The following is a 16576-nucleotide window of genomic DNA, read 5'->3' as shown; positions in this document are numbered from 1 at the left end:
GAAGAAATGAGTTTGTTTACAACAACATATGACGTAATAGTAGTTGGTGGAGGTCACGCAGGAAGTGAGGCAGCAGCAGCTAGCGCAAACATGGGTGCGCACACTTTATTAATTACCATGAATTTACAAAACATTGCTCAAATGAGTTGTAATCCTGCTATGGGCGGAATTGCAAAAGGGCAAATTGTAAGAGAAATAGATGCTTTAGGAGGATATAGCGCAATAGTTACAGATAAAACTGCTATTCAGTTTAAGATGCTTAATAAGTCTAAAGGACCTGCAATGTGGAGTCCAAGAGCACAATCTGATAGAATGCAATTTGCAGAATGCTGGAGAACTATGTTAGAAGAAACTGAAAACGTAGACTTTTATCAAGATTCTGTTAACGGATTATTGTTTGATGGAGATACAATTATTGGTGTTAAAACAGCTTTAGGATTAGAAATAAAAGCTAAAACTGTTATAATTACCGCAGGAACTTTTCTAAATGGATTAATACATATTGGAGATAAAAGCTTTGGAGGAGGAAGAGCAGGTGAAGGAGCTTCTAAAGGAATTACTGAAGATTTAGTTGCAAAAGGCTTTGAATCTGGACGAATGAAAACAGGAACACCACCAAGAGTTGATGGTAGATCTTTAGATTATTCTAAAATGACAGAGCAACCTGGTGATGAAATTACAGAGAAATTCTCATATTTATCAACTACAAAAACACTACAAAAACAACGCTCTTGTTACCTAACTTATACCAATCAAAAAGTACACGATTTATTACGTGAAGGGTTTGATAGATCTCCAATGTTTAATGGTAGAATACAATCTACCGGACCAAGATATTGTCCTTCGGTAGAAGATAAAGTAGACCGTTTTGCATCAAAAGATAGGCACCAGATATTTGTAGAACCAGAAGGTTGGACTACAGTTGAAATGTATGTAAATGGTTTTTCTACATCACTTCCAGAAGACATTCAAGACAAAGCAATTCGCGCTATTGATGGGTTTGAAAATGTGAAGTTTTTACGTTATGGTTATGCTATAGAATACGATTATTTTCCACCAACACAATTAACACATTCATTAGAAACTAAGCTCATTAAAAACTTGTTTTTTGCAGGTCAAATTAACGGAACAACTGGTTACGAAGAAGCAGCTGCACAAGGTTTAATGGCAGGTGTAAATGCCGCATTAAAAACACAAGGAAACGAAGCTTTTATTTTAAAAAGAAACGAAGCTTATATTGGTGTTTTAATAGACGATTTAATTACAAAAGGAACTGAAGAACCTTACAGAATGTTTACTTCTCGTGCAGAATATAGAACACTTTTAAGACAAGATAATGCCGATTTAAGATTAACTCCTTTAGCATTTGAGTTAGGTTTAGCCTCTCAAGAAAGATTAGATCGTGTTAAAGAAAAGCAACATAAAGCAGATATATTAATTAAGTTTTTACAAGAAACAAGTGTAACAAAAGAGGAGATAAATCCTATTTTAGAAGCTAAGGATTTAACGCTAATTAATCAATCTATGAAGCTGTATAAAATTGCAGCAAGACCGCAATTGAACTTTTCTGATTTTAATTCTATAGCCAAATTAACAACGTTTTTAAATGAAAATTCTATAGATAAAGAAGCTATTGAACAAGCTGTAATTCATTTAAAATACTCTGGATATATAGAGAAAGAAAAGAATAATGCAGACAAATTGAATAGGTTAGAAAACTTAAAGATTCCTTCTTATGTAGATTACACACAGATTAAATCTTTATCAACGGAAGCAGTTCAAAAACTCACAAAAATTAAGCCTGTAACAATATCTCAAGCGGGAAGAATAAGCGGAGTTTCACCAAGCGATATTTCTGTATTATTGGTTTACATGGGAAGATAAAATTAAGAATGTTCCTCGTGGAACAATTTTAATTTCATCTTTATTTTTCGTTAAAATAAAAAAGATTCTGAAACAAGTTCAGAATGACAAAACAATGTTTAAAAAAATGAATGTTCCTCGTGGAACATCTTATATTTTAATTTGAATACAATTAACTTTTACAACAATACAAAACCGTATTTAACAACCAAAGATTATTCAGTTTCTCAAGAAGTTTTTCAACTTGAAAAAAATGAAGAGTTTGATATGTTAGTTACAATTCCTGTTCCTAAAAACGTATCGAGTTATTACGAAAGTGAAAATTACATTTCTCATACAGACGGAAAAAAAGGTGTGTTTGAAAAAGTGTATCAACTTGTAAAAAACTACACGTTAAAAAAGAAATTGAAATTGATTAATTCATTCAATTCTGAAGAAAAAACAATTCTAGATATTGGTGCTGGAACAGGAGATTTTTTAGCAACTTGTAAAAATAATAATTGGCAGGTTTTAGGAATTGAACCAAATAAAAAAGCACGTGAAATTGCAGTTTCAAAAAACATCAATTTACAAGAAGATATATTAGCATTAAAAAACAAAAAGTTTGATGTTATTACACTTTGGCATGTTTTAGAACATGTAGAAAATTTACAAGAATACACTAAACAATTAAAAGAGCTTTTAAAAGAAAACGGAACTTTAATTATTGCAGTTCCAAACTATAAAAGTTACGATGCTAATCACTACAAAAAACATTGGGCAGCTTTTGATGTTCCAAGACATCTTTGGCACTTTTCTCAAACCTCAATTTCTAAACTATTTTCCAAGGAAAATATTAAAGTAGTAAAAACGCTTCCAATGAAATTCGATTCGTTTTATGTTTCGCTTTTATCAGAAAAATATAAAAACGGGAAGATGAATCCGTTTAAAGCATTTTGGATTGGTTTTACTTCAAACAGAAGAGCAAAACGAACTAATGAGTATTCTTCTCTTATATATGTCTTAAAAAACAAGTAAAATCAATTTACTTACACTTTAATTTAAAGTTAAATAAGAAAACATACAAATACATTACCGAAAAAAGAAAACCCTTTAAAACGATTGTTTTAAAGGGTTTTTTAATAAAAAATATTTATTAAAACAGTGATTATATATAAATTTTAATTATTTAATAAATAAACACCAAAAATTGCAATTATAAAATAAACTGCCAATGTCATAGCTCCAGCATAATCTTTTGCTAAACGTTGACCTATTAATAAAAATATTAAACTTAAAGCGGCAAGTTCTGTTCCAATTAAAGCAACGTTAGAATCTCCAGTTGTAATTATGTGAAAAATTCCTACCAACATCATTGCACCTGCAACTAATTCCATCACTAAAATAATAGCTACTAAAATTGAAGTAAATTTTTCTAAAGGAGAATCTTTAAAGTGTCCTCTAATAAAAGATACGTTTCCTTGCCAATCTGTAACTTTATCAATTCCTGATTGTAAAAAAGTAACAATTAAAAAAAGTAAGATTAAAATTTCTGTTATGTAATTCTGTATGTTTTCCATTGAGTTTGGTTTTCAGCAAAAATAAATATTTAAAAATCAAAATGTAACATTTTTAAAATAATGCGTCAAATAATTAACTACTGGAATTCAGTATCTTTACAAAAAATCATTTATTAACTAAATAAAAAAATTAACTATGGTATTTTTAGCACCTTTTATTTTTATTGGGATTATTATTATATTCTCATCATTTTTTATTGTAAAACAACAAACTGCTGCAATTATTGAGCGATTTGGTAGATTTGAAAGTATTCGACAATCAGGTCTTAGGTTTAAAATACCTTTGGTTGATAGAATTGCTGGTAAATTAAGTTTAAAAATTCAGCAATTAGATGTAATAATTGAAACAAAAACATTAGATGATGTTTTTGTAAAGTTAAAAGTATCGGTACAATACAAAGTAATTAAAGAAAAAGTGTATGATGCATTTTATAAATTAGATTATCCGCACGATCAAATTACTTCTTATGTGTTTGATGTTGTTCGTGCCGAAGTTCCAAAAATGAAATTGGATGATGTTTTTGTTAAAAAAGATGACATTGCAATTGCTGTAAAATCTGAATTAAATGATGCAATGATGACTTATGGTTACGATATAATTAAAACATTAGTAACAGACATTGACCCAGATGCACAAGTAAAAGAAGCAATGAACCGTATTAATGCATCTGAACGTGAAAAAATTGCTGCTCAGTTTGAAGGAGATGCACAACGTATATTAATTGTTGAACGTGCAAAGGCCGAAGCTGAAAGTAAGCGTTTACAAGGACAAGGTATTGCAGATCAAAGACGTGAAATAGCTCGTGGTTTAGAAGAATCTGTAGAAGTTTTAAATAAAGTGGGTATCAATTCTCAAGAAGCATCAGCTTTAATTGTTGTTACGCAACATTATGATACGTTACAGTCTATTGGACAAGAAACAAACTCTAACTTAATTTTATTACCAAATTCTCCGCAAGCGGGAAGTCAAATGTTAAACGATATGGTTGCAAGTTTTACTGCAAGTAACCAAATTGGTGAAGCAATGAAGAAGCAAAAACCTAAGAAATTAGATAAATAAGAAGAAAAGTGAACAATTTAAAATTAATAATAATAGCTTTATTAGTAAGTTTTACTACATTTTCTCAAACAAAGGAAGATGCTATAAGAGATGCTAAAATAACGTCAAAAGCTACACTTAGTGAAGATTTTAATACAGTTTTAAAGCATACGCTTCCTTCAGTAACTAAGTTAATGGGAGGAAAAGAAAAGGCTTTAAATATAATTGAAATAGCTTTTAAAAATATGAAAGGACAAGGTTTTATATTTGAAAAGGCTGATGTTGTAGCTGTTTCTGAAATTGTTAAGGAACAAGGTCAATATAGATGTTATATTGAAAATCTTAATCAGATGAAAATGCCACATATGAGGATTAAATCTAAAAGTTTTTTACTAGGTATTTATGATGATGAAGGAAAAAAATGGTGGTTTATTGAAGCAGAGAAAATGAAAAATAAAGTTGTCTTAGATCAAATATTACCAAATTTTGAAACATCTTTAAATATTCCTAAAGATGAAATGACAACTGAAAAATTATAAAATAGTCAAAATATTAATCATCTCCATCAATTCTATAATTATAGAATTGATGGAGATTTTTTATATTAACACATAAGATTTTAATAATTTAGCATCTTATATTCATATACATGAAAAAAATATTAGACTGGTTATCTATACCTTATTATTTTAATTCTTCTAATAAGTTTAAAATTACAATTAGCTTTTATATAGGGTTATTTGTATTCATTTTTTTATATTTATTTAAACCGTTTAATTTAATATCATTAGAAGGTTTACTATTAAAATACACTTCAGCAATAGGTTTAATAACATTCTTCGGAGTGTTTTTTGTGTTATATATACCTGCATTAATATTTAAGACTTATTTTAATGAAGATAATTGGACAATTGGTAGAAACTTATTACTAATAATAGTTGGAATTTTTTTTAATGGTATTCTTATATGGTATTTAAGTAGTAATATTAAAAGTTCAGAAAATTTTGAAAACCTAAACTTATTAACTTTCTTAAAATATACTTATTTAGTTGGTACAATTCCAGTAGTGTTTTTCATCTTTATAAATGAAAAAAATGTACGTGAAAAAAGAGAAAGGAGAGCCCATGATATAAATAAATACAATAAAGAGAAAAGAGAATTAGAGAAAAAAGAACTGGATTTAAAAGCTGAAATATTTTCAGAAAATAAAAAAGAAAGTATTTCATTTAATATAAATGATTTGGTTTATATAACTTCTCAAGGAAATTATGCAAGTTTATTTTTAAGAAAAGAGAAAGAAATAAAAGAAAAGATATTAAGGGTAACTTTAAATAAAGTAGAAGAAAAATTAAAAATTTACCCAAACATAATACGTTGCCATAAGTCTTATATTATAAACGCTAATTTTATAATAGATATCAAAGGAAATGCTAGAGGTTATATTTTAAAATCAGATATTATTCCTATGGACATTCCTGTATCAAGAAGTTTTTCTAAACAGTCTTTACAAAAACTACTAAAATAAGTATTCCCATTTATCCCAAAAAGGGCTTAAAGCGTCCTATTTGTAACAAACATTTATATATCTAATTTAGTAGGTATATATTTGTAGACATAAGTATTTAAATAAATATTGGGGGATATTGTTTAAAATACAAAAAACAAAAACCCAACCTTTAATTAGGTTGGGTTTTTTATTTTAATAAGATAAAAATAAGTAGTTATTTTTTATCTTCAATTTGCTCATCTTCTTTAGTAGCGTCTTTAAATTCTTTAATTCCGCTACCTAAACCTCTCATTAATTCTGGAATCTTCTTTCCTCCAAACATTAACAAAACTAATACTACAACTACAGCAATTTGCCATGGTCCAATAAATCCAAAAAGTATATTAAATGTATTCATTTGTTCTAATTTTTAACGCTACAAAGATAGTAAATTAAGTTCGCTGTTCTATAACACCACCAATTACTTTTTTATCTTTTAAAACTTCTGGTGTTCCTTTATAATAAATAGAACCTCCAAAAGTTACTTTTAAGTCTAATGTTTCACTTGCTTTAACTTCTGCTTTTGCACCAGAACCTGCACGTATAATAGACATTGTTGATGCTTCTAAATTATAACCATGATAAACTCCACCTAAATCTACATCTACTTCTTGGTTTTTAGTTGTTCCAGATAGTTTTAAGATTCCTCCAGAAGAAGATTTAACCTTTAAATGCTTCGTTTTAACCACTAAATTGATAAAAGCACCTTCTTGAGCCTTTACTTCAATTTGAGGCTGGCTTATTTCTTTTCCTGTAATAACAGCGCCTTCATTTGCATCAATAATTGCAATCTTTTTGTTATAGAAAAGTTTAATTTGAACTTTTCCACTTGCTGATGTTTCTGGAAATTTTAAAGAAAATTTTAAAGTATTACCACTGTTTCTAATCTTTACTTTTTCTGCTTTTTCTCCAGTGATTTCTACTTCTTGTTTATCTGATTTTATAAGTTCAACTTCAATACCGTTGTATACTTTTAATTCAGAAAAATCTGTTATAGTTTTTGTTATTTTTGTTTGTGCTGATGCTATTCCGGCAATCAAAAACAAACTTATTATTGCTAATTTCTTCATATTTAATTTCATTAGTTACTATACATAACCAATTATTGTACCATTTATTTTAATGGCAAATATTATAAAATATTGTGAATTGAAACTAATTTATTGAACTTTAACAGCTGTTCCGGTAATTGAAACTAGTAAAGTAGCAGAATTTGCTAAAGGTTCTACATCTAAATTTATACCTACAACTGCGTTTGCACCTAGTTTTATGGCATTGTCTTTTAAATTTTGAAATGCCTTTTCTTTTATAGATTCTAAACCTAAAGTATATTTTTCGTAATATTTAGACATGCTAAACATGTCTTTAAAAGACATTTTAGTTCCATTAGATGAATAACTTGAATCATAAGCAGAACCAGTTACAATACCTAAATAATCTACTATTTTATGGTTTTCTATATTGTTTGTTGTTGTTAAAATCATGTTTTAAAATTTTAATTCAGTAAAACTTTTTGTTTTAATTACTTTTCCTTGTTGTGGTTTACTTATGGTTTTAATAAGTATATAGATAAAAAATAAAGTTACGAGTCCTCCAATAATTAAAGATCCTGTTGGACCTAAAAAATCTGCAATACCAACAAATATCTTTTTTATTAAACCTCTTCTACCTGATGTTCTTATTTCTTCACCATTTTGAAGACTTAACGCAATAGTGTGTAAAAAATAAGTTATAGCACCAAAAATTAATGTTCCAATTACTGCTGGTTGAATTTGTTTTATAAGCGAGTAATCTTTAACCTTTGTATCTTTAAGATTTGGGATTAAAAAAGATTTAATTTCATTATAAATTGATGATTCTAAAGGTAACTCAATATCTTCTTTATCATCATCTTTTAAATTAATTTCTAAAGTTGAATTTGTGTCAATAAAAATAAATTCTTTAATATCATCTACATATCTTTCTATACGTACTTCAGTTAATTTTTTATCGTTAATTAACTCATCTATATTTACTTCTTTTGGTTTTTCAGTTAACCAAACAGATTTTTCGGTAAGAATTAAATAAAAGTTAGTTGTTTCAGATTGATTTATAATCCATTTTTTCATAGTTGATTGTATATTTTTTTAATGTGAAATTAAAGAAAAATCTAAATGTTTACGCTCCAAGTCGGTGTGTTTAACTTTTACAACAACATCATCTCCTAATTGAATTATATTATTAGAAGATTGCCCTACAACGGCGTATTGTTTTTCATCAAAAATATAATAATCGTCTTTTATATCTCTAATTCTAACCATTCCTTCACACTTATTCGATTTAATTTCAACGTAAATTCCCCATTCAGTAACACCAGAAATTACACCTTCAAATTCTTCATCTTTATGATCTTGCATGTATTTTACCTGCATGTATTTAATAGAATCTCGTTCTGCTTTAGAAGCTAATTCTTCCATTTTAGAAGAATGTTTACACTTTTCTTCATATAAATCTGCTTTTGGAGCATCTTTTCCATCAAGATAATGTTGTAATAAACGATGCGTCATTACATCTGGATAACGTCTAATTGGAGATGTAAAATGGCTATAATAATCAAAAGCTAAACCATAATGACCAACATTTTGTGTGGTATAAGCAGCTTTACTCATGGTTCTAATTGCAAGCGTTTCTACCATATTAGATTCGGCTTTACCATTAACATCTTTTAAAAGCTGATTTAAAGATGCTGTAGTGGTTTCTTTAGATTCTGTGTTAATCTTATAACCAAACTTACTAATAATGTTCTGTAGAGCTGCTAATTTCTCGTCATTTGGTTCGTCGTGTACACGATAAATAAATGTTTTGTTAGTTGGTTTTCCTTTAGAAAATCCAATAAATTCGGCAACTTTTCTATTTGCTAACAACATAAATTCTTCAATCAATTTATTAGCATCTTTAGATTGTTTAAAGAACACGCCAACCGGATTTGCATCTTCATCTAAATTGAACTTCACTTCTACTCTATCAAACGAAATTGCGCCATCTTTCATTCGTTTTTTACGAAGAATTTTAGCCAATTCATCTAATTTTAAAGTAGCTTCAACTATTTCTGGAGCAACTTCATATTCTTTATCAATTATTGAAATATCAAGCGGCATTGTATACGGCTTAATATCATCAGAAAGTTTACAATTTTCTATAATTGATTGTGCTTCTTCATACGCAAAACGCTGATCAGAATAGGTCACTGTTCTACCAAACCATTGATTTACAAGCTGTGCTTTTTCATTCAATTCAAAAACTGCAGAAAATGTTAATTTTTCTTCATGCGGACGTAAAGAACAAACACCGTTAGAAAGTACTTCTGGTAACATTGGTACAACTCTATCTACTAAATAAACTGATGTTGCTCTATCATACGCTTCATCATCTAAAATAGTTTTTGGTTGTAAATAATGCGAAACATCTGCAATATGAATTCCTATTTCATAATTACCATTTTCTAATTTTGTGAATGATAATGCATCATCAAAATCTTTTGCATCTTTTGGATCTATGGTAAAGGTTAAATCTTTACGCATATCTCTACGTTTTGCAATTTCTTTTTCGGTAATTTCTATAGGAAGTTTTGCGGCATCTTCTTCTACTTCTTTTTCAAACTCAAAAGGCAAACCGTATTCTAATAAAATAGAATGAATTTCCGTATTATGTTCTCCTGGTTTACCAAGAATTTGGGTAATTTTTCCAAACGGATTTTTAGAATTTTCTGGCCAGTCAATCATTTTGACCAACACTTTATCGCCGTCTTCTGCTCCGTTTAATTTATTTTGTGAAATAAATAAATCGGCATACATTTTATTGTTATCTGGTACTACAAAACCAAAGTTTTTATTGAGTTGTAAAACTCCCACAAATTCGGTTTTTACTCTGTCTAAAATTTCTACAACATCTGCTTCTTGTTTGCTACTTTTACGTCTACTGTACACATAAGCTTTAACAGTATCGCCTTGTAAACCTTTACCAAGATTGTTTGATGGAATAAAAATATCTTTTTCAAAATCATCACAAATAAAATATCCATTTCCATTAGATGTTAAATCTAAAGTTCCTATATGATATTTACGATCTTTGTTAATTTGATATTTTCCTCTATCGCCTTCTTTTATTTTTTTGGTTGCAGTAAGTTCTGCTAATTTTTTAAGAATTTGCGTTTTTCCATCAGTATCTACAATACCTATTTTAGCAGCAATTTGTTTGTAGTTGTATTGTTTATTAGTGTCTTCATTTAGAATTTTAAAGATATTTTTAGTTAAGTCTTTAATAATTCTTCCTTTCTTTTTATAAATTTTGTTTTTCTTTTTTGACATTTATTATTGTTCTATTTATCACTTCCAAAGTACAATTAATTAATCATTTTTACTATTAAATAATAGTTATGTATTTTGGCTGAATTATTTGTTATTATTTATGATACATTCTTGGTTTGTAATTGCAAATCCTACTTCAGGAAATAAAAAACTTTCTAAAAAATGGAAAGATATTGCGCAGTTATTAACCGAAAAAAACATCGATTTTTCTGTTGGGTATACAACACATTCTAAACACGAAATTGAATTGGTACACACTGCTATTCAACAAGGTTATAGAAATATAATTTCCGTTGGTGGAGATGGTACACTACACAATGTAGTAAACGGAATTATGACGCAAAGATATGTAAAAACTTCTGAAATAACAGTTGCAGTGATTCCTATTGGTACTGGAAACGATTGGATTAAAACCCACAACATACCAATAAACATAGAAAAAGCAGTTGAAATTATAGAAAAAAAGAAAATAATTTTACAAGATATTGGGGTTCTAAAATTAGAAAATTCAACCACTTATTTTAATAATATTGCCGGAATTGGTTATGATGGTTACGTTGTTAATAAATTAAATAAGTTAAAACGTTTTGGATCAATTTCGTACGTATTAAGCGGAATTGCAGGTTTACTTTTTTATAAAAAAACAACCTTTAAAATTGAAATTGCTAATAAAATTATTGAAACTAAATGTTTAATGACTTTATTTGGGATTTGTAAATTTTCTGGAGGTGGAATGAAAATGACTGATTATAAAAACGCTGCTGATGGTTTGTTTGATGTAACAATTGCTAAAAATATTGGTTTGTTAGATTTAGTTTTTAATCTTCCGAAGTTATATAACGGTAAAATTATCAATCATAAAAAAGTAGAGACTTATCTTACTAAAGAATTAAAAATAATACCGCAAACAGCTGATAAACCTTTTATACAAGTAGATGGTGAGTTAATAGGAACTGGAATTGTTACGGTTTCAATAAAAGAAAAAGCTATTAAGTTTGTAATACGTTAAAGAAATCTTAATAAAATTGTAACGTTTGTTAAATGTATTCGTCTTTATAGAAAGGAGTTACATTTTTTAACATGAAAAATCTACGTAAAATCATCGCTTTATTTGCATTTATATTTATTGCAGGAATATTTGTTACTGTAATAACTATAAATACTTCGTTGCATAAAAAAGCTACTCCAATAGAAACTGTTGAGATTCAAAAAGACTCACTTACACTTTATAAAGTTGAAAAGAAGACTGTATAAATTATCTAAAACTTAATTCTGATTTTTTTAAAAGACTTGAAATTGAAAAGTATTTCATTTTTAAAATTGAATCAAATTAACAGTTATCAACATTCTATATTATAATTATTTTTCTTTTATAAATTTTAAAAAACAAATGATGTTTATAATAGTGTGTTAATAGCTACTATAAAATTCTTATTTTTTATTTTAATATGTGAGTTATTAAAAACCATTTACATTTTATGAGTTATTTAAAAGCTTAAAAATCAACTTAAAAATGTAGTTATTAACAATAGTTATAAACAGCAATTAACTAAAAACTCTTAATAGTTAACAAACCAATCTATGTAAATAAATTGTAAATTTTATGTTGATAAACATTTATGAAAAACTCATAAAAAAAGTTGTGTATGTGCTTAGCTCCGCTGTATTGAAATAAAAATTAGATTCACCAAATAAAGTTACGAGTTTCTCATTACAACTTCTTAACATTCTCTTAAAACGTTAAAAACTTAAAAACTAAAGAGTTATTAAAAATGCTAAAATTTTGATTGTTTATAACTGTTGATAACCGTTAGTTTCTGTATTTTTGTACCATACAACACAATTAAAATCAATCTATTATGACAATCGCTATTGGTAACGATCACGCAGGAACACAATACAAGTTCGAAATTATAAAACATTTAGAAGAAAAAGGATATAAAGTTATCAATTTTGGAACCGATACTAACGATTCTATGGATTATCCAGATGCTATTCATCCAACAGCTAATGCTGTAGAAAGTGGTAAAGCAGCAATGGGTATTATTTTATGTGGAAGCGGAAATGGCGCACAAATGACAGCAAACAAACATCAAGGAATTAGAGCTGCATTGTGTTGGAATAATGAATTAGTTGAATTAACTAGACAACATAATAATGCTAATGTACTTACAATTCCTGCACGTTTTGTGTCTTTACAACAAGCTATAGGTTTTGTAGATATTTTTCTTGCTACAGAATTTGAAGGAGGAAGACATGCAAATAGAGTAAATAAAATTTCTTGTTAATGAAATTTACAGTAAAAAACTTTACAGAGTTAACTATTAATGAGTTGTATGCTATTTTACAATTACGCTCAGAAGTTTTTGTTGTGGAACAAGATTGTGTGTACCAAGATATTGATTATAAAGATCAAAAGTCTTTACATATTTTAGGTTTTAAAAACGATAAAATAGTTGCGTATACACGTATATTTAAACCTGGAGATTATTTTGATAATTCTAGTATTGGTAGAGTTGTTGTAGCTGCTGAAGAAAGAAAATACGGTTATGGACATCATTTAATGAAAGCCTCAATAGAAGCTGTAAATACTTATTTTAAAGTTGAAGAAATTACAATATCTGCCCAATTGTATTTAAAGAATTTTTATGAAACTCACGGTTTTAAACAAATAGGTGAGCAATATTTAGAAGACGGAATTCCACATATTAGAATGGATTTAAATCCGAATTAAAAGTTTACTCTAAAACTTAAATTTGGTGTAAAAGGTAAAGAATAATTATCTATCCGTCTCACATTATTTTCTGCTGTTTCATCAACAATATAATAAGAATCAATAATATTTTTTCTATCAGTAATATTGGTAAAACCAATACGTATTGTAGATTTTATTGCTTCAGAAAATTTAAATTTATAACTTCCAGAAACATCAACTCTAAAAAAATTATCTAACCTTTCTTTGTTTGGGTTATCGTAATTTACAATAGTGTTGTTTCCATTTTGTATAGTTTCATTACCCTTAATAGGCTTGGTAAAAGGTTTACCAGAACGTAAAACATTACCTAAAGAAATTTTAAAGTTTTTTGTAAAACTATAGTTAAAAGCGGCACTTAAAGAATGTGTAATATCTAAACTATTAGAAAATGTTTGAGGATTAAAAATATCAAACTCATAATCGTTTTTAGAATAGGTATAACTTAACCAAGTACTAATATTTTTAGCTTGTTTATTTACTAAGAACTCTACTCCTTTTGTTTCGTAATTTCCAATAGAATTAAAAGTTTGAGTATTGTTATAGAATCCTTGATTTGCAGCTGTTATTCCACTTACTTTTTTATAAAAACCTGTAATATCTAAAATTAGTTTATTCTTTGAATATGCTACTCCAAAGGAAGCTTGTTTACTTTTAATTATTGGTGTTTTATCGTTATCAGAAAGAATCCATCTTCTTTTTTCTATACCTAAAAAATTATCTTCAAAATCTATTTTTTGGGCAGTAGTTTGGTTTTTAAATTCACCTTCTAGTTTTAATGAAAATTCTGAATTTATTTTTTGTCTTATGTTAACTCTAGGTTCTAAAATGAATTTATTAAACTTATTAAAATGACTTACTCTAAACCCAAATCTTGCATAAGTTTTGTTTTTTTGATATTCAATTTCAGAATAAAAAGCACTTTTTAATAACACTTCTTTTAATGTTTTAGAAAAACTTGGAGCATTAACTGTAGTGGTATTTCTAATACCAATTTCATTAAATACTAAACCATTTGTAAAATGAAAAACATCAGAAAATTCATATTTAGAATGTAATTTAATTTCAGTTTCTAAAACGTTGTTAAATTGTGTTTGAAATTGTTCTGTTTCCTTATTATAATCTGAAGAATTAATTCTATAATCAGAGAAAAAGGCCGATAAATTTGTAGAAAATTTAGAACTCCAATCTGCTTCCCAATTAATTTTAGCTCCTAAATTTTCTTGTATTAAATTACTATTTTCTTCTATAGTATTGTTATTAGAAGTGTATTCTTCTTTAAATTCAAAACTATTTTTAATGTGAATAAAATTAGCTCTAATAGCATGGTTAAAATTTACATCGTATAAGAATTTAAAAGAATAATCGTAGAAATAAAAATTAGAATCAGCATCATTTTCTGAGTTAGAAGCAACCGAATTATTTTGAAAACTACGTGCAAAATAATTATTATATGTTGGTGTATTTAAATAATCTGTAAAAGATCTTCTTCCGGAAACATGAAACTCAATATTATCTTTAATAGGAACTCTTAAAAAAGCATCTGCGCTTAAGAAATTAAAACCACCACCTCCAGAAAATTTATTTGTAATTCTATTAGAAGTTTGCATGTTTATTGTTGAAGAAACTCCGTCCGAAAATGCACTACTTGTTCCATTTTTAGTTACTGCAACTTTCTTTGTTAAATAAGGGTTATAAGCTGATATTAAGCCAAAAAAATGACCAGAATGATACATTTTAATTCCATCCCAAAGCATTAAATTTTGGTCGTTTGTACCACCTCTAACATTAATATTAGAAATACTTTCGTTTACACTTTCTATTCCAGGTAAAATTTTAATTGTTTTTAAAATATCGGGTTCAATTAAACCAGGTAAAATTCCAAATTTTTCTGTGTTTAAAACTGTACTTCCATCTACATTTTTTTGTAAACCAGAAGTTAAAAATTGTGCAATTCTTACTTCAGACAATTCTTCAACTTCTTCTTCTATATAAATTGTTTTACAACCACCAGAAGAAAATAATTCTTTCACCAATATTTCTTTGGTTTTATTACTAATAAAAGAAATACTTACTTTGGCATTTACAGGTACATTTTGTAGATAAAAATCACCTTTTTCATTAGTTACAGTTCCTATTTTAGAATTATTTATTCTTACAGAAGCTAAAACTAGAGGTTCTAAATTTGTTGCATTAAATACGCTACCACAAATGGAAATAAGTTTATTTAAGTAAGATATAGTTACATATCTATTGTCTAAAGTATTAAACTGTAAAGTTGTATTTGTGTTTAAATAAGATAGGAGATCTTGGAGCGATAACCCTTTTTTAGGTGGCGTTATAGTAACGTTTTTTATATCATTATCTGAATAAGAAAACTTAATATCATACGTTTTTTCTAAATTCAATAATAATGAAGACAGTGCAATTTTATCAGAAGAGTTCTGACCAAAAGTTATACTAGTTATAAGTATAAAACTGATAAAAAAAAACGATAACTTATTTATCATAGTTAAAGATAGTAATTTTTTTACCATCAATTTTATAAGATAATTGTAAAGGAATTGTTATAGATTTTAATGCATTATTTACATCATTATGTGTAAAACCACCAGAATATAATATGTCTAAATTTATATCTTTAGTTTCTATAGTATATCCAAATTGATTTTCTATTTCTTCTAAAACAAAACGTAAAGCGGTACTTTTAAAATTGGACTCTTTTTCTAACCAAGATTTCTCATTTATATCAAAAGTATTTGTGGCATCTATTTTACCATTTACTACTTTAAAAATGGTTCCTTTTGGTAATTTAACAACAGTATTTTTATAGGTAACACTTACTAAACCTTCATAGGTTTTTACTTCAAAATAGTTTTCTCTTTCTTTTACATTAAACTGTGTTCCAAGTACAGTTACTTCTCCTATTTGAGTATTTACAGTAAATTTTTTTCCTTTTTGAACCTTAAAATATGCTTCTCCTTCTAAATTTAAATTTCTATTCTCTTCCCATTTATCTTTAGCATAAGAAATTTCAGAATTAGCATTTAAAATTACTTCAGAATTATCTGGTAAATTAAAGTTTTTTGTTTGTGCAAATTCTGTTTTAAAATTAGTGTTACTATTTGAAAATAGAAAATAAGTAGTTGTTAATAAAACAACTAAAATAGCAGCATATTTGTATAGTTTTTTAAAATTAAAACGAACAACTTTACCTTTTTTGGTTGTGTTTTGTGTTTTTAATTTTAAATCTTTTAATGCTTCTTCTACATTTACTTTTGGAGTATCTAACTGAGATGAATAATGTGCAATTTTTTCTAAAGTAGTAAACTCTTTAGTATTTTTTAGACGCATTAAATCTTCATCAGAGTTTTCTCTGTTTAGCCATTTTAAAATGTCGTTTTCGTTTTTCATTTTTGGTACTTCTATATATATAACAACTATAATGTGTTTTACCCTACTTTAAAAGAA

17 protein-coding genes are annotated in these 16576 nt (G+C 27.3%); 9 read left to right on the top strand and 8 right to left on the bottom strand.

Features of this window, described 5'->3' with window-relative positions; translation table 11 throughout:
- The first annotated feature begins 6 nt into the window (after positions 1–6).
- Together mnmG and LPB136_RS10845 are read left to right on the top strand one after the other, a co-directional pair.
- A complete protein-coding gene (gene mnmG / locus LPB136_RS10850) occupies positions 7–1884 on the top strand; it encodes a tRNA uridine-5-carboxymethylaminomethyl(34) synthesis enzyme MnmG (RefSeq protein WP_072556345.1) in 1878 nt (625 codons plus the stop codon).
- 150 nt (positions 1885–2034) lie between these two features.
- Positions 2035–2880 (top strand): class I SAM-dependent methyltransferase, encoded by an 846-nt coding sequence (locus tag LPB136_RS10845; protein WP_072556976.1) that lies wholly within the window; start codon positions 2035–2037, stop codon positions 2878–2880.
- Between the two features lie 143 nt (positions 2881–3023).
- Here LPB136_RS10845 and LPB136_RS10840 read toward each other — a convergent pair whose 3' ends face one another.
- Positions 3024–3422 (bottom strand): DoxX family membrane protein, encoded by a 399-nt coding sequence (locus LPB136_RS10840; RefSeq protein WP_072556344.1) that lies wholly within the window; start codon positions 3420–3422, stop codon positions 3024–3026.
- A gap of 136 nt (positions 3423–3558) precedes the next feature.
- On the opposite strand from LPB136_RS10840, the gene LPB136_RS10835 reads away from it, so the two are divergent.
- The 3 genes from LPB136_RS10835 (at position 3559) to LPB136_RS10825 (ending at position 5986) form a co-directional block, all read left to right on the top strand.
- Positions 3559–4482 carry an SPFH domain-containing protein gene (locus tag LPB136_RS10835; protein WP_072556343.1) on the top strand — a complete coding sequence of 308 codons (924 nt, stop codon included), beginning with the start codon at positions 3559–3561 and terminating at the stop codon, positions 4480–4482.
- An 8-nt stretch (positions 4483–4490) separates the two neighbouring features.
- On the top strand, positions 4491–5000 hold the full coding sequence (locus LPB136_RS10830; RefSeq protein ID WP_072556342.1) for a hypothetical protein: 510 nt from the start codon (positions 4491–4493) through the stop codon (positions 4998–5000).
- 110 nt (positions 5001–5110) lie between these two features.
- Positions 5111–5986 (top strand): LytTR family DNA-binding domain-containing protein, encoded by an 876-nt coding sequence (locus LPB136_RS10825; protein WP_072556341.1) that lies wholly within the window; start codon positions 5111–5113, stop codon positions 5984–5986.
- Between the two features lie 196 nt (positions 5987–6182).
- On the opposite strand, the gene tatA is transcribed toward LPB136_RS10825, so the two are convergent.
- From tatA to rnr, 5 genes are all read right to left on the bottom strand, one after another.
- Positions 6183–6365 carry a twin-arginine translocase TatA/TatE family subunit gene (tatA, locus tag LPB136_RS10820; protein WP_072556340.1) on the bottom strand — a complete coding sequence of 61 codons (183 nt, stop codon included), beginning with the start codon at positions 6363–6365 and terminating at the stop codon, positions 6183–6185.
- A gap of 34 nt (positions 6366–6399) precedes the next feature.
- The gene (locus tag LPB136_RS10815) at positions 6400–7077 is read right to left on the bottom strand and encodes a head GIN domain-containing protein (protein ID WP_072556339.1); all 678 of its coding nucleotides are present in this window, start codon (positions 7075–7077) and stop codon (positions 6400–6402) included.
- Positions 7078–7167: 90 nt separating this feature from the next.
- Complete coding sequence (locus LPB136_RS10810; RefSeq protein WP_072556338.1) at positions 7168–7491, bottom strand: YbjQ family protein; 324 nt, start codon at positions 7489–7491, stop codon at positions 7168–7170.
- 3 nt (positions 7492–7494) lie between these two features.
- Positions 7495–8115, bottom strand: coding sequence for a hypothetical protein (locus tag LPB136_RS10805; RefSeq protein WP_072556337.1), 621 nt, complete (start codon positions 8113–8115; stop codon positions 7495–7497).
- Positions 8116–8133: 18 nt separating this feature from the next.
- Positions 8134–10353 carry a ribonuclease R gene (rnr, locus tag LPB136_RS10800; protein WP_072556336.1) on the bottom strand — a complete coding sequence of 740 codons (2220 nt, stop codon included), beginning with the start codon at positions 10351–10353 and terminating at the stop codon, positions 8134–8136.
- A gap of 100 nt (positions 10354–10453) precedes the next feature.
- Here rnr and LPB136_RS10795 point away from each other — a divergent pair, with 100 nt between their 5' ends.
- The 4 genes from LPB136_RS10795 (at position 10454) to LPB136_RS10785 (ending at position 13087) form a co-directional block, all read left to right on the top strand.
- Positions 10454–11362 (top strand): diacylglycerol/lipid kinase family protein, encoded by a 909-nt coding sequence (locus tag LPB136_RS10795; protein WP_072556335.1) that lies wholly within the window; start codon positions 10454–10456, stop codon positions 11360–11362.
- Between the two features lie 71 nt (positions 11363–11433).
- The gene (locus LPB136_RS14075; RefSeq protein WP_204218328.1) at positions 11434–11607 is read left to right on the top strand and encodes a hypothetical protein; all 174 of its coding nucleotides are present in this window, start codon (positions 11434–11436) and stop codon (positions 11605–11607) included.
- A gap of 605 nt (positions 11608–12212) precedes the next feature.
- Positions 12213–12641 carry a ribose 5-phosphate isomerase B gene (gene rpiB, locus LPB136_RS10790; protein ID WP_072556334.1) on the top strand — a complete coding sequence of 143 codons (429 nt, stop codon included), beginning with the start codon at positions 12213–12215 and terminating at the stop codon, positions 12639–12641.
- Positions 12641–13087, top strand: coding sequence for a GNAT family N-acetyltransferase (locus tag LPB136_RS10785; protein ID WP_072556333.1), 447 nt, complete (start codon positions 12641–12643; stop codon positions 13085–13087). The genes rpiB and LPB136_RS10785 overlap by 1 nt, the downstream gene beginning before the upstream one ends.
- Here the strand turns inward: LPB136_RS10785 and LPB136_RS10780 are convergent.
- Both LPB136_RS10780 and LPB136_RS10775 read right to left on the bottom strand, forming a co-directional pair.
- On the bottom strand, positions 13084–15615 hold the full coding sequence (locus LPB136_RS10780; RefSeq protein ID WP_072556975.1) for a TonB-dependent receptor: 2532 nt from the start codon (positions 15613–15615) through the stop codon (positions 13084–13086). The two genes, LPB136_RS10785 and LPB136_RS10780, sit on opposite strands and share 4 nt — an antisense overlap.
- On the bottom strand, positions 15605–16519 hold the full coding sequence (locus LPB136_RS10775) for a FecR family protein (RefSeq protein ID WP_072556332.1): 915 nt from the start codon (positions 16517–16519) through the stop codon (positions 15605–15607). The genes LPB136_RS10780 and LPB136_RS10775 overlap by 11 nt, the downstream gene beginning before the upstream one ends.
- Positions 16520–16576 lie beyond the last annotated feature (57 nt).

The organism is Tenacibaculum todarodis (assembly GCF_001889045.1).
Lineage (GTDB): Bacteria > Bacteroidota > Bacteroidia > Flavobacteriales > Flavobacteriaceae > Polaribacter > Polaribacter todarodis.
This window is presented reverse-complemented; position numbering and strand designations above follow the sequence as displayed.